The organism is Treponema sp. UBA785, assembly GCF_002297065.1.
In the GTDB taxonomy this organism is placed as follows: domain Bacteria; phylum Spirochaetota; class Spirochaetia; order Treponematales; family Treponemataceae; genus Treponema_D.
In genome coordinates, this window is record NZ_DBJD01000094.1 from 47,391 (window position 1) to 61,880 (window position 14,490).

12 protein-coding genes are annotated in these 14,490 nt (G+C 39.7%); 7 read left to right on the forward strand and 5 right to left on the reverse strand.

Annotation, left to right across the window (positions count from 1 at the left end; translation table 11 throughout):
• The first annotated feature begins 191 nt into the window (after nt 1-191).
• The gene (locus B2X33_RS08825; RefSeq protein WP_296669073.1) at nt 192-1,769 is read left to right on the forward strand and encodes an SGNH/GDSL hydrolase family protein; all 1,578 of its coding nucleotides are present in this window, start codon (nt 192-194) and stop codon (nt 1,767-1,769) included.
• 228 nt (nt 1,770-1,997) lie between these two features.
• Here B2X33_RS08825 and B2X33_RS08830 read toward each other — a convergent pair whose 3' ends face one another.
• Nucleotides 1,998-2,681 carry a CDP-alcohol phosphatidyltransferase family protein gene (locus B2X33_RS08830; RefSeq protein WP_296669074.1) on the reverse strand — a complete coding sequence of 228 codons (684 nt, stop codon included), beginning with the start codon at nt 2,679-2,681 and terminating at the stop codon, nt 1,998-2,000.
• Between the two features lie 150 nt (nt 2,682-2,831).
• Between B2X33_RS08830 and B2X33_RS08835 the strand changes: the two genes are divergently transcribed.
• Together B2X33_RS08835 and B2X33_RS08840 are read left to right on the forward strand one after the other, a co-directional pair.
• The gene (locus B2X33_RS08835) at nt 2,832-3,467 is read left to right on the forward strand and encodes a DedA family protein (RefSeq protein WP_296020906.1); all 636 of its coding nucleotides are present in this window, start codon (nt 2,832-2,834) and stop codon (nt 3,465-3,467) included.
• Nucleotides 3,468-3,789: 322 nt separating this feature from the next.
• Complete coding sequence (locus tag B2X33_RS08840; RefSeq protein WP_296669075.1) at nt 3,790-4,692, forward strand: DUF368 domain-containing protein; 903 nt, start codon at nt 3,790-3,792, stop codon at nt 4,690-4,692.
• Nucleotides 4,693-4,779: 87 nt separating this feature from the next.
• Here B2X33_RS08840 and B2X33_RS08845 read toward each other — a convergent pair whose 3' ends face one another.
• From B2X33_RS08845 to B2X33_RS08860, 4 genes are read right to left on the reverse strand one after another with little or no spacing between them, the layout of a single operon-like run.
• Nucleotides 4,780-5,619: a glycosyltransferase gene (locus B2X33_RS08845; RefSeq protein ID WP_296669076.1), complete on the reverse strand. Its 840-nt coding sequence runs from the start codon at nt 5,617-5,619 to the stop codon at nt 4,780-4,782.
• The gene (locus B2X33_RS08850) at nt 5,616-6,404 is read right to left on the reverse strand and encodes a 1-acyl-sn-glycerol-3-phosphate acyltransferase (protein WP_296669077.1); all 789 of its coding nucleotides are present in this window, start codon (nt 6,402-6,404) and stop codon (nt 5,616-5,618) included. Before B2X33_RS08850 ends, B2X33_RS08845 begins: the two co-directional genes overlap by 4 nt.
• Before the next feature lie 2 nt (nt 6,405-6,406).
• Nucleotides 6,407-7,264, reverse strand: coding sequence for a lysophospholipid acyltransferase family protein (locus B2X33_RS08855; RefSeq protein WP_296669078.1), 858 nt, complete (start codon nt 7,262-7,264; stop codon nt 6,407-6,409).
• Nucleotides 7,265-7,288: 24 nt separating this feature from the next.
• Complete coding sequence (locus B2X33_RS08860; RefSeq protein WP_296020938.1) at nt 7,289-8,245, reverse strand: glycosyltransferase family 8 protein; 957 nt, start codon at nt 8,243-8,245, stop codon at nt 7,289-7,291.
• A 219-nt stretch (nt 8,246-8,464) separates the two neighbouring features.
• Between B2X33_RS08860 and B2X33_RS08865 the strand changes: the two genes are divergently transcribed.
• The 4 genes from B2X33_RS08865 (at nt 8,465) to guaA (ending at nt 14,149) form a co-directional block, all read left to right on the forward strand.
• Entirely contained in the window at nt 8,465-9,313 is an 849-nt protein-coding gene (locus B2X33_RS08865) for a hypothetical protein (RefSeq protein WP_296669079.1), read from the forward strand.
• A gap of 58 nt (nt 9,314-9,371) precedes the next feature.
• Complete coding sequence (gene asnS / locus B2X33_RS08870) at nt 9,372-10,820, forward strand: asparagine--tRNA ligase (protein ID WP_296669080.1); 1,449 nt, start codon at nt 9,372-9,374, stop codon at nt 10,818-10,820.
• Between the two features lie 14 nt (nt 10,821-10,834).
• A complete protein-coding gene (locus B2X33_RS08875; RefSeq protein ID WP_296669082.1) occupies nt 10,835-12,121 on the forward strand; it encodes a YhjD/YihY/BrkB family envelope integrity protein in 1,287 nt (428 codons plus the stop codon).
• Nucleotides 12,122-12,268: 147 nt separating this feature from the next.
• Entirely contained in the window at nt 12,269-14,149 is a 1,881-nt protein-coding gene (gene guaA / locus B2X33_RS08880) for a glutamine-hydrolyzing GMP synthase (protein ID WP_296669084.1), read from the forward strand.
• Nucleotides 14,150-14,490: the final 341 nt, after the last annotated feature.

Below are 14,490 nucleotides of genomic sequence, written 5' to 3' on the forward strand. Positions count from 1 at the left end.
TGTAACGGTGAGCGCAGCGAAAACAAACGCAAGGCGTTTGGTCGTAGCCGTGAAAGACGCGGTGGCTGCCGAAGGCAGACAGACGCCCGTAAAAAAGTCTTATAAATACAAATTTTCGTTTTTTTTCTCAGATAGAAATTCTTCAAAAAAAGATTTAGAATTATAGAAAATTTTATCTTTTGGAGAATAAAATGAAAAAATTACTTGCTGCTTCTCTGGCAATTTTTGCCGGAATGTCTTTAAGCGCGTTTGCTCTCGAAAAAAGCATTGCTGACAACGAGAAAGTTGAAAAAGTTGAAGCAATCACTTCGGTTGCAAGCACAAAAGGCAAAAAAATTTATGTTGTCGGGGATTCGACTTTCAGCGCTTTTTCTGACCCTTACTACTACCCTCGCTACGGAATCGGAACAAAACTTCAGGATTATTTAAATCCAAAAAAAGTTGAAGTTATCAACCTTGCAATGTCAGGCCGCTCTTCAAAAAGTTTCTTGACAGAAGCAAATTACAAAACCCTCGTTAAGAATATAAAAAAAGGCGACTATCTTATTATCGGTTTTGGTCATAACGACGAAAAAACAGAAGAAGCGCGCTATACAAATCCAAATGGCTCAAAAGAAGAAAAAGGCTCTTTTAAAAACAGCCTTTACGAAAATTACATAAAAGTTGCACTGGACAAAAAAGCAACTCCAATTTTGTGCACGCCAATCGTCCGCCGCGCTCCGGGCAAAGCATACGAAGGTTCTTATGTTCATATTACAAAGGACACTCCAGAGTTTAAGGGCGGAGATTATCCAAAGGCAATCCGCGAACTCGGAAAAGAAACTGGCGTTTTAGTTGTTGACAACACAGCCTACACAAAGGAGCTATACGAAAAACTCGGCGACGACGGCACTGTAAAATTCCATGCCTGGCTCGGACACAAGCCTGGTTCTGTAGACAACACTCACCTTAACACTTACGGAGCTTCGGTTCTGGCTTACCACGTTATAGAGCAGATTGCCGCGGCAGACAAAAAGTTTGCAAAGCTTCTCAATAAAGAAAACAAGGAGCCGACAGAAGAGCTTTTAGTTCCAAATCCACAGTATGTAATTCCTGTTTATTCTGAATTTGCTCCGTCTGACAAATCTACAGTCTTTGAAACAACAGCTCCATGGTATGGAACAGTTTTTGGCGACATGGGCGGCATTGAAAAGATTGCAAATCCAGAAATTTACGAAATCACAGAAGAAAACGGAAAAGTTGTAATGCATTCTGGAACAAAAGACGGAAAAACCGCCGCTGGAAAAATCGCTTCAGGTTCTGACGGCCTGGCTTTTTACTTTCAGCAGATTCCTGCAAATAAAGACTTTACAATCTCTGCAACTGCAGCAGTTTTGAACGCGACAAAGAACAATCAGGTTTCTTTCGGACTTATGGTTCGCGATGATGTCCATATCGACAAGTACGACAACCAGGTAAAAAGCGATTACGTTGCCGCAGGCTGTTTAAAGCTTGCAAAAGGCGAAGGCGCCTGGAGCTCAACATTTGCACGCCTTGACGGAACTTTGAACGAAAACACAGTGCAGAAACAGGAATTCCCAGCCGCAGGAACAAAAATAGACCTTTCAATAACAAAGTCTGGCGACACTTATACCGTAAAATTCGGAAAAGACACTGCAACATTCAATGCCAAGCTCACAGAAGTTGATTCAAAATGGGTTTACGCAGGATTGTACACAGTCCGCTCTGCTTACATTGAATATTCAAACATAAAATTGGAAGTAAAATAACTAAACCGCAAATACTGAAAGCAAATTCAGTAAAATAAACTTCCAGACAAAAAAAAGAAGCTGCCCTTAAAAGACTATTCAGCAAAGGACAGCCTCTTTTTTATATTAGCCAAAACTTCGAGTTTTGCAGCACGCGGCACAGGAATGGCACATAAATGTCTGTCTTTTCAAAAATCGACATTCAGACTATTTAAAATAATTTTTGCTGATTTTATTCTTTTGATTTTTTTATTTTAAGAAAATCTTGCACAAAACCATCAAAACAGCTTCGACAAGACCGAGTATAATAAAAATCATAAGGTGCTTAAATCCAGGCTTGCGAATTTTCTTCTCAGAAATAAAAAGAAAACCTACAAGCGCCATAAAGAACATAAAGACAAATGTCAAGTCAAGTTTATTTGCAAGCTGCAAAAGATAGATTAACGGGAAAATAATCGCCGCAGTCGTAACAGGAACTCCTGTAAAATATTCACGGTTTCCGTCCTCTTCTTTCTGACGGGCTTCTTCCTGAACATTGTAATAAGCAAGGCGAATCACAGCGGCAAGAGCATAAAGAATGCAGATTATTATGAGCACGTCCTTTAAAAAACCATAATAATGAGTCCGGCTCGTCAATCTTGCGATAAAACGAGAATTGTTTACAAGGTTGATTCCAATACAGGCTGGCAAAACGCCAAAAGCGACCATATCAGAGAGTGAATCTATTTGAATTCCAAATTTTTTTTCAAAATCCGTGCGGTTCGGCTTAGAGCGTGCAACTTTTCCATCAAAAGCATCGAGACAGCCGCAGAGCATAAGGCAGATTATAGCCGCCAAAACAAGCTGAGCATTAAAAGAGCAGCAGATTCCAATGACTGCCGAAATAATTGAAAGGTAAGTCAAAATAACCGTGTAATCGTAAACACCTAACATAAATCTTCCTGTTTTTCAGAAAAAGCGTTGAATTTTGTCGTAAGCGACAAAAAAAATCATCCGTTGTCTGATTTTTTTTATATGTTTTTAATTCTATCATCTGAATAAATCCCTTGCAACTGACAGAAATTTAAAGCACAATGAATAATCATGCTGAATTCTTTGGTGAACTTTTTTACAGCACACATTCCTTACTGGCCATTAGTATGTTTTTCTCTTCTTATCCTTGCCGGATTCAATCTTCCGGTTTCAGAAGACGCAGTAATCGTTTTGTCTGCTGGAGTTACCTTTTCTGACAGTTCACTTGTAATTCCAACCTGGATCGCGCTTTATCTTGGAATTTTTATAAGCGATGTGATGGTTTACTGGTGGGGATATTTTCTTTCAAAAGGAATGTTTCAATTCAAAAAAATCCGAAAAAAGCTGACAAAAGACAAAATTCGGCTTGTTGCAAAAACTTTAGATGACTACGGATTCAGAACTTTTATCGTCTGCCGTTTTATTCCTTTCGGAGTCAGAAACACGCTGTGGATGAGTTCGGGATTTGTCGGTCTTCCGTTCAAAAAATTCCTTTTATACGATTCAATTGCCGCGCTCGTAAGCTGTTCAACTCTTTATAATCTAGTTCGTTTTATAGGCGAAGGCGCGTCTGTTGTTTATAAAATCATTGGAATCGCGCTCTTTATCGCTTTAATCGTGTTTTTTGTTTTTATGATAAGACATGTTATAAAAAAAGAAACAAAGTTTTTTGAAGACGAAGCCGGACAAGAATCAAATTTCCAATAAAACCACGAGGAGAAAAAACATAGGCTATGTGGCGGCACCTATCAATACTGACAGGAGATAAAACATAGGCTATGCGGCGGCACCTATCAATACTGATAGGAGATAAAACGTAGGCTATGCGGCGGCTATCAATGCTATAGATGTAAGATACATTGGCAATTGTCAGGATTGGAAACTTCTTTTAAAGTATATTAAACTTATCTTTAAAGGTTTGCGTTGCAAACTTTCTTATCATCGGCTGTTTCTCACTTCGTTGCGGAACAACTTAAAAACCAATCCTAAAACTAAAGTTTTAATCTTGGCTTTTTATGGGAGATTTTTTATGAATATGATACAACTTTTATTTATAGGGATTACAATCGGAATGGCAAACGTAATTCCTGGAGTTTCTGGCAGCACAATGGCAGTTGTCTTTAACATTTACGACCGTTTTGTAAACGCAATCACACTAAACATAAAAAAGCTTATCGAAAACAGGCGCTTTGTAATTCCTGTCGTCGGAGGAATGGCTCTCGGAGTTCTTCTTTTCAGCAAGCTGATTACGGTTTTATACGAAAATTTTCCAGTCCAGACAGACTATTTTTTTACTGGACTGATAATCGGAAGCATTCCAATGCTTTTTTCTTTTATGACAAAAAAACAGGATGGTCAAAAATTTACTGCAAAAAAAACAATTTCTATCGTAATCTGCGCGCTTGCAGGTTTTGCAGTTTTGATTGGATTCGGGCTTTTGGGAAGCGATATTGATACCGCAAAAGAAATGTCAAAATCTCTTCCGCAGTGGACTTTTCCGCTTGCGCTGCATATTTTTGCGGCAGGTTTTGTCGGAGCAATTGCCATGATAATTCCTGGAATTTCCGGATCGCTTTTAATGCTGATTATGGGAGTTTATCCGATTGTAATGAAAAGCATTCCCGCGCTTTTTGTTCCGGCACAAACATTGCAGGCTTTTTTTCTCTTGCTTCCAAATGGAATCGGAGTTTTGGCAGGACTTTTGTGCGGAGCCTGGATTGTAAAAACTTTTCTTAGAATTGCTCCAAACCAGACCTATGCCGTAATTTTTGGACTTATTGCAGGCTCGGCAATCCAGCTTTTTCCTGGAATAAAAGGAATTTCCGGCGTTCTTCCAGGAATTGCCTGTTTACTCTGCGCATTGGCAGGAATTTTCCTGGCATATTTCAGTTCAAAAGTTACAGCAAAAGAAGAAACAGAAAAATCCTTTTAAGGCAACGGCAATTTAGCGTGCAAAACTTTTACTGTGCGCTAAATCGCAAAAAAATCAGCATGCAAAAATAAGCCTCACCTTCAAAATCTAAATTTTGCTGAATTCCTTCTCAAATTTGTTTTTCTGATAAATATATTCATAAAGAATATCATCAAAATTCTCATAGCCAAAAATTTTATGGACTTTAGTAACGCTCCACTGCTTTATATTTGCAGTATGAGGATAAGGAGTCCAAAAAAGCCGTTTAGAAAAATGGCGGATTACAGTATTTTTATACAAAAATTTCTGGTCATTAAAACGCTGGCTGAGCATTTTCTTTTTTGTAGTGCAGCGGATTATCGCGCTTTCGTCCGCAAAAACAAGTTTTTTTGTCTTTATCAGCTCGCGGCATTTCTCAAAAAGTTTTGTTTCGCGGCATTTTTTCAAGTTGAATAAAATTACGCCGGCATTGATAAAATTCGGATTTATTAAAAATTTTCCGTAATGGTCGCGGGCCGCGGCATATTCAAAACCTTCAATATCCGTGTTCCACAAAAGGTCAATGTCGCGGTTAAAAAGAATATCAACATCAAGATAAAGAATTTTTTCCGGAAGCTCTTCATAAAGGTCGGCAAAAAGCCTGATTAAAGTGTAAGGCGAACAATAACACTGCTCGTTCGGACAGCTGTCAAATTCTTTCTTGTAAATATCCGTAACATCAACTTTCTTAACGCAGTTTTCCGGATTATAAGTTTTTGCAAGGCCGTCCAAAAACAAAGCCTGGGAATCTACAAGCGGAGTATAATCAGCCTTTAGATAAGAAACGTCCATTGTAAAAATAAAAAAAGTAAACGGCTCTTTTGATTCGGTTCTCTTAAAAATAGAAAGCATTGCAGAAAGCATTCCGTCAAAAACTTTATAGTTTCCGCAAAAAAGAATGTTTTTCATTGTTCAGAGTTCTCCAGTTTTTCATATTTTATCAATTCAACTTCGTTAAGCTTGCTTCGTTCGCACATTGCTTCAAAAACCTGATTTCTAAGCGACCTGCGTTTTTCTTTAGCACTTAAACTTTCATCAGCAAAAAACGGACCGTCAACATAGGTCACCATTCTTGGATTTTTTGAAAAACGCCGCTTTTTATAAACATTGGTAAAGCAAAAAACCGGCGTACTGTATTCAACAGGATATTTAAATGAACTGTCCAAAAAAGGGCGGATTTTCGTATAAAACGGCCAGATATGAGCTTCTGGATAAATCATTATTGCACGCTTTTTAGAAACATGAAATTTAATCGTTTCCATAAAATTCCGGCCGGCCCTCAAATTGTCGGGCAAAGGAAGGGCCCCGACATAAGGCAAAAATCTTCCCAAAACAGGAATCGAAACATTGTTCGGGTGAACAATAACCATCGCATCCTTTGGCCAGCAGACAAAGGTCGGAACAAGGGGATCTGCAAAGACGTTTGTGTGGTTTGCGTAAATAAAAAAAGACTGCCCTTTATAAGGCTTTAAAACCTGCCTGTTTACAATTTTGTGGGAAAATTTCAGCTTCAGGTAAGACCATGCGACAGGAACAGCAATAATCCTGTAAATAAAAAAGTGGGCAAGGTTCCAGCAAAAACCGCGGCCGCCGTAATTCCATGTCTCATCGATTTTTCTAGGAACGATAACGGCAGTAGAAAACTCGTCGTTTAATTCATCTTTGTAATAAATTATTTTCCGCCTGTATGCCATAACTATTTTTCTTCTTCAGAATAAACGAGAGGAATACCATAAAATTCCTCGTAAACTTTTTTCCAGACAGAATAATTTTCGTTTTTCATAAATTCGGCATTTTGGCGCACAGAAAGCTCTTTTTTGGGAAAAATCGGCTTTAAAATATTCACTGTATATTCCTGAACAAAAAAACCGTCCGAATCAACAATGTCAGAATCCCGCATCGTAATAAAAAACGGAATGACAGGAACATTATTTTCGGCAGCCATTTTAAACGCTCCAGAAACAAGAGGACGCGGCTTTCTGTAATTCCACCACATAGCCTGCTCTGGATAAATCAAAATCTGCCTGCCCTGCGCAAGGTAAGTCTTTACAGCATGCATAAAATTTTTCATTGTGGAAGCAACGCTGCTCAAAGGCAAAGTGTTGCAATGCTTAAAAAGAAAACCGTAAAATCCCGGAAAATTCGTATAATTTCCTTCGCGGCATACTTTTACAAGCTCCCGATGATAGACATGCTTTTCGATTGCTTTGTAAACGGCAAAATTATCCATTGCATTAAAATGATTGCAGGTAATAACCGCGCCTTTTCTCTTCATTTCAATGTAATTTTCAAGGCCTTTCACTTCCTTCAAAATCATGATTTTTTTGCGCAAAAGTGAATTTATATAGTTTCGTGCAAGGATATTTGCAAATTTCATCCAAAAACGGCTCGAAATCTTTTCGTTCAGATAATCAACCATTTCCGGCTTAAGAGGAATAGTCGGCGGATCGTCTTCAACGTCCTGAGACCAGCGTCCTTCCCGCTCAAACTGCTTTATTTTTTCGATAACCGCAAGTCTGCCTGGATCTTTTTGAATTTCCGCTTGATTTTCCATACAAAAACTCCGTTTCCGGTTATTTTAAGCCTTTCTTTTTTGGGAATTGCAATAATTGTTCGGATCGTTTGAATCTTCAATAGCCATTTTTACAAGATTTTCAAAAGCAAGCCTGTCGCGCTCGTGCAAATCTTCCGTATAGCCAGCTTTGATTTTTAAAATTGCATCGTACAAAAAAGTCTTCTGCGCATAATTCCAAAAATGCTCTTCATAGTAAATGTTGTCATAATGCCAAGGCTTCCAGTTGATTTTATAGTGAATAAGCTTGAGATTTCTGTCGTCGAATTTGTCCGACTTAAACGAAGATTTATTCCATCCCAAATCAACCATCTTTACTTTTCCATAGCACAAAACATTAAGATAATCTTCGTCCTGAGTAACACGGAATGTATAAGTATTCATCAAGTCAATAAATTTTGTTTCAATGTTATCTTCGCGGTATTTTTTTGCATTGATTAAAAGAACTCCGGCGCTAAAATATTTTTCACGCGGAATGCCAAGCGCTTTTTCAACATAATTGCCAAAAACGTCATATTCCATCATAACTTCTTCGCTGGCAGCACCGAGAATATTGCCGCCAATGTCGATATTGTAAAATTCAGAAATATCGCCCTTTACAACAATGTCGCAGTCCAGATAAATAACCTTGTCGTACTGAGGAAAAACCCTCGGAATAAAAACACGGCAGTAAGTTTCTTTCGAATAATAATCGCGCAAATGAAAATTTCCAGAAGACTTATCCATTTCCTCGGTTAAAGAAACAAAATCAATCGAAACGCCGTCAGGACGGGCATCGCGGCAAATCAACTTTAACTGTTCAATATATTCCTGTTTAAGGCTTGTAGTCAAAATATAAATTTTGTAAAAATATTCATTTGAAGCATTGTCCAAAAGCGAAGTCAGCGCAACTGCCAAAAAAGGAACATAATTGTTATCAGTCGCAAAAAAAATTGGAATTACTTTTTTAGTATTGTTCTCCATAATAGAGAAAACTATAACATTTTTTATATGCTGTATTCAAGTAAAAAATTTGGAGCAAATTCAACTTTCAAACCGGCTTTCCGCAGTTCCGCTTTCGCTCCATCCGCCAAAAAGGCGGACACTGCGTGCCGCTGCAATCCGGGCTAAAAACAGCGGACAGAGCGGCATTTTTGCCCATATCTTTAAAAATTTCTGTTAATTTTATATTCTAAAGCCACAATGAAAAACCTAAAAAAAACAATTTTCGCTATTAGCGCAATACTCACATTCAGCTTTGCACAAAAAACTTTTGCGGCCGAATTTTCAGAATCAGAAAACACACTTATTTCTGAAATTTTTGATTTTCGCCTTACGTTGCGCTCATACGCAACAGCCGACGAATGCATAGAAAAGATTATTTCTTACCGAGAATCTATCAACGAAAAGCTCAGCTCATTCAGCGAGGAAGCGCAGATTGTCTGCACAAATATGCTCGCGACTGCGCAGTACAACTGCGAATACGAAAAAGACATGCATTCTCCAAAAATGGAATCAATTTTAAGACCGCAGTACGAACGTCTTACAAAATATTCCGAAGGAAAAACCGCCGAAACGCTCAATCCGTGGTTTGTCCTTACTTCCGCCGATATTACAAATTCAATGATGCAGTTTTTGCCACGTTCCGCTTCAATAACAGCTGGGCTTCAGGAAAAAAAAGATTATGCGCTTGTCGTAAAAAACAATCCGCAAATGCCGTTTGCCCTCACCCTAAGCGGATGGTGGTATTACTACGCTCCAGCAGTCGGCGGAGGAAGCAATTCAAAAGCCGGAGAATTTTTCAAAAGCGCGCAAAAATATGCAGTTTCCAGCTACGACAAATATTATTGCAACATAAACCTTGCGCAGTTTTATTTTGAACAGAAAGACACTCAAAAATGCAGTCTTTATATGGAAGAAGCAGAAAAAATTCTTCCAGGAACACGTTACGTAGAACTCTTAAAAAAGATGAACAAAATCGGCTATTCGCTTTTTGACTACAATATGAACAGCCGCCGCGAAAAAATAGACAAAAAACTTTTAAAGCAGTAAAAAGCACGCAAAAAATGCTCGTTGAAACACCAGTTAAAATTCGATATACTAATGGATTATGAAAACAGAACTTATTAAGGATATTTTAACATCCGCACCAGACGGCCGCCCGGTTACAGTTTGCGGCTGGGCACGTACAGTCCGCGATTCAAAGAATCTTGTTTTTATTCAGGTAAATGACGGTTCTTGCTTCGCTTCTATTCAGCTTACTTTCGACCGCACAAATCCGGCAAATCCACAGAATTCTGAAAATATCGAAAAAGCATTAAAAGACCTTTCGACAGGCGCCTCGCTCAAGGCTACAGGAAAACTTATAAAATCTCCTGCTTCAGGCCAGTCTGTCGAAGTAAATCTCGAAACACTCATTGTCTTGGGAAAATGCCCTTCAGATTATCCGATTCAGAAAAAAGCCGCTTCAATGGAATTTTTGCGTGACAATGCGCACTTGCGCGCCCGCACAAATACTTTCGGCGCAGTTTTTAGAATGAGAAGCCAGATGGCATTTGCCCTGCACACATTCTTTCAGGAACGCGGCTTTTACTACATCAATACTCCAGAAATCACCTGCTCTGACTGCGAAGGCGCTGGCGAAATGTTCCAGATTACAACACTTTCAATGGAAAAACTTGCGGAAATCGCAGTTGAAAAAGGCGCTTCTGGAATGAAAAAAGACGACGCCTCAAAGCTTGTAAACTACAGCAAGGACTTTTTCGGCAAAAAAGCAAGCCTTACGGTTTCCGGGCAGCTCGAGGCAGAAACTTTGGCAACTGCTCTCGGACGTGTTTACACTTTTGGCCCTACTTTCCGCGCGGAAAATTCAAATACAACCCGCCACCTGGCAGAATTCTGGATGTGCGAGCCAGAAATGGCATTCTTCGACCTCGAAGATGACATGGACATTCAGGAAGATTTTATCAAATACCTTTTGAACTGGGCTTTGACAAAATGTTCGGCAGATATGGAATTCTTCAACAAGAGAATTCAGCCAGGCGTAATCGACACCTTGCGCCACGTTGTAGAAACTCCTTTCAAGCGTGTTTCTTACACAGAGGCAATCGCAGAGCTCGAAAAGCATGCAGAAGATTTTGAATACAAGCCATATTGGGGCTGCGATCTGGCAACTGAGCACGAACGCTATTTGACAGAAAAAATCTACAAATGCCCGGTAATGGTTTACAACTATCCAAAAGAAATCAAGGCTTTCTATATGAAGGCGAATGACGACGGAAAAACAGTAAAAGCTGTCGATGTTCTTGTGCCTGGACTTGGCGAAATTATCGGCGGTTCAGAACGCGAAGAAGACTACGACAAGCTTTTAAACAGAATCAAAGAACTCGGTTTAAGACCGGAAGATTACAGCTGGTATCTGGATTTGCGCAAATTCGGCACAGTTCCTCATTCAGGATTCGGACTTGGATTTGAGCGTCTTTTGCTCTACGTTACAGGAATGCAGAATATCCGCGACGTTATTCCGTTCCCGCGCGCTCCAAAACTCGCAGATTTCTAATTTTGTAGTCTCTGATGAAAAAACGGGCAGTCACCATTGTAACTTTTGCACAGAGCGTTTTTCTCAACCTAAAGTTGTTCTTTCAAAACGGTCTGCTAAGCTATTCAAGCGCCTGCTCGTTTGACCTTATTTTTTCTGTTGTTCCGGTGCTTTTAATGGCAATTCTGATTGCAGTGCGCTTTTTGCATGCTTCTCCAGAACTGTTTGCATCTATCTACAGCGCTATTCCAGAACTTCAAAAATATTTTGATCCGCGGAGCGTAATTTCCGCCTTTCAAACGCCAAAAAGATTCAGCACTTTGGAATTTCTTCTTTTATTTTTTATTGTATGGATGGCGCGAAGGCTCTTTGCTTCGGTTTTTGCCGCCATGAGAAATATTTTCCACGACCAGCAGCAACGGCGCGCGCTTTTTAACCAAATTTTAGCATTTGTCTTTGAATTTATTTTCGTTTCAATAATCGTAAGCTTTTTATTCGCCTATATGTCGATAAAAACGATTCTAAAGCTTCCATTTTTCCAGCGTTTTCCACAATTAGATTTTATTTACGACAGCATTTTAAACGGAAAATTTCTTTCATCGCTTTTTAACCTTTTTATTCTTATCGTCGTCGTTTTAATGTACAAAATCGGCTCAGGCACAAAACCTAAATTCCGGCTCTGTCTTTTGTCCGGCTTTGTCTGCACAGTCAGCTTCTGGATTTTTAGAACGATTTTGCATTCATTCATCAACATAAGCCGCTATAACATGATTTACGGCGTGCTCGGAAACGTAATTATCTTGCTATTGGACATCTTTTTTTTCTTCGTTTTTTTTATGTTTTTTGCCCAGTACATTTTTGTCTGCCAGTTTTTTGATGAACTTTTGCTTGGAGAACTTTATCTTCTTCCCAAAAAAGAAGGCTCGAATTTTTCAGAAAAATTAAAGCGCGCACTTTTTATACGTCCCGATTTTCTCCTTGCAAACCAGCTTGCGCTCACCTACCTTGCGCCAGGCGAAAAACTCTACAAAGAAGGCGACCAGAATACTTTTGCCTACTATATTCTAAAAGGCTGCGTAAAACTTGACAGAAACGAATACGAAGACACTTTGTTTTATTACCGCGGTGATTTTTTTGGCGAATTAAACTGCATTCTCGTAAAGCCACGGAGCTCAACAGCAACAGCAGTAACCGACACAGCACTAGTAAAAATCCGCGGTAAAAATTTCAGGTTCCTCGTAAAATCAAACCAGCAGGTTACCCAAAAAGTTTTAAAAGAACTGAGCGAATATTTGACAAAACTAAAAAAGCACAGCCTTTAGTTTTTGAGCGCTAGATTTTTTTACAGAAACAACATTCCTTTCAAAACCCGTTTATTATTTATTCAAAATAATTTATAATCGGAAGCAAATTATTCTTGTTTGTATCCACAAGTTTGCGTTGCAAACTTTATTATTATGGAGAAATAAATGTCACGTTCTAAAATCGTTGTCCTGGATTTCGGCTCACAATATGCGCATCTTATCGCAAAACGTTTTCGCGCAATGGGATATTATTCAGAAATTGCGCTGCCAAGCGCAGAGCTTTCCGTTTTTGAAAATGCAAAAGGAATCATTCTAAGCGGCGGACCGTCTTCCGTTTATGAAGAAAACGTTCCTGACTTCAATAAAGAAATTCTAACCCTTGACTTGCCAATTCTTGGATTATGCTACGGCCATCAGCTTATGGCGCAGTCATACAACGGCAAAGTCGGCAAAGCGCACACTGGAGAATTTGGGCATGCGACTTTAATTCAAACCCAGGAAGGAAAAAAATCACCGCTTTTAAAAGGCATATCTTCAGAGACTCAGGTTTGGATGAGCCATCAGGACGAAGTTTTAGAGCCAGGAGAAGGCTTTGAGGTCATAGGCTCAACAAAGGACTGCAAATTTGCAGCCCTTCAAAACCTTGCAAAAAAAAGATTTTCGCTCCAGTGCCATTGCGAAGTAAAAGACACTCCAGAAGGCAACAAAATCTTTAAGAATTTCGCAGATTTCTGCGGAATGGAAATAAACTGGGACGAAGACACAGTTCTTTCGCACATTACAGAAACAATAAAAAAAGATGCCGGAACAAAGAACGTTCTTCTCTTTTTGAGCGGCGGCGTTGACTCGACAGTCGCATTTGCGCTTTTAAACAAAGCTCTCGGACAGGACAGAGTTTTGGGACTTCATATCGACAACGGCTTCATGCGCAAAAACGAATCAAAAAATGTCGAAAAGGCATATCACGGCCACGGATTCAAAAATTTTGTAGTAAAAGACGCTTCCGAAAGTTTTTTGAACGCAATCAAAGGCCTTACCGACCCTCAGAAAAAGAGAATGGCAGTCGGCGAGAATTTTATAACTGTGCGCGACGCTTTCGTAAAAGAACAGAATCTTGACGAAGACAAATGGATGCTTGCGCAAGGCACTCTTTATCCGGATATAATCGAATCGGGCGGAACAAAAAACAGCAAGACAATAAAAACACATCACAACCGCGTAGAAGGAATCCAGAAACTTATTGAACAGGGCATGATTATCGAGCCCCTTAAAGATCTGTACAAAGACGAAGTCCGCTCAATCGGAAAAAAACTCGGACTTGCAGACGAGCTCGTAATGCGCCATCCGTTTCCAGGCCCAGGCCTTTCAATCAATGTGCTCTGCTCTGACGGCACATTTACAGACAGCGACAAAGAAGAGCTTGCAAAAGCTCAAAAAGAGCTCGACAGCGTGGTAATCGACCAGTTTTGTCCAAACTGCGCCTCAGAATTAAAGCGCTCAGTTCTGCCAGTGCGTTCAGTCGGAGTGCAGGGAGATTTCAGGACATACCGTTTTCCAGCCTGCCTCGCTTTTAAAAACGAAGGCAGCGGATTTTATCATATTCCAAAAAAACGCGAAAAAGTCGAAAGCTGCTCTTCAAGAATTACAAACAGCTCGCAATTCTTGAACCGCACAATTCTAAAGCTCTACCAGAATCCTCAATTAAAAGACGAAGACTTGAAAATTCAGGAAGGCTACTGTACAAAAGAACGGCTCGACCAGCTGCGCGAAGTTGACAACATCGTTTTAACACAATTGCACAAAAACGGCCTTTACAGTTCAATTTTCCAGCATCTTACAATCGATTTGCCTTATGCCTCGTCAAAAGAAAAAGCAAGCTTTGTGTTGCGCCCAGTCTGCTCGGAAGACGTTATGACCGCCCGCTTTGCATGGCTTCCAATGGACGTATTAAAAGAAATTATCCGTCAGATTGCGGCCCTTCCGTTTGTAGACGCATTGTATTTCGATGCAACAAACAAGCCGCCGGCAACATTCGGCTGGGAATAACAAAAAAACAAAACGACGGAAGAAAATTCCGCTGTTTTTTGGACGGCATCAGCTTCCCGCGACCGGCCATTCCAGCTTCGCTAACCGCTCATTGCCGGCATTAGCCGGCAACTAAAGGCTTCCATGTCCGGCGTAAAACATCCTAAAAAACTGCATAGACTTTCCGCGCGCTCCGCAGTTTGTTTTACAAAAAATTCAGAATAAAACAATCAGCCTTTCATGAGTTTATTTACTTCAGAAAGTTTCAGCCCTGTACACTCTGCAACAACATCTTCAGGAATATTTTTAGAAAGCATTTTTCTAGCAGTCTCAAGAGTTTTTTCCTCAACTTCTTCTTTGGC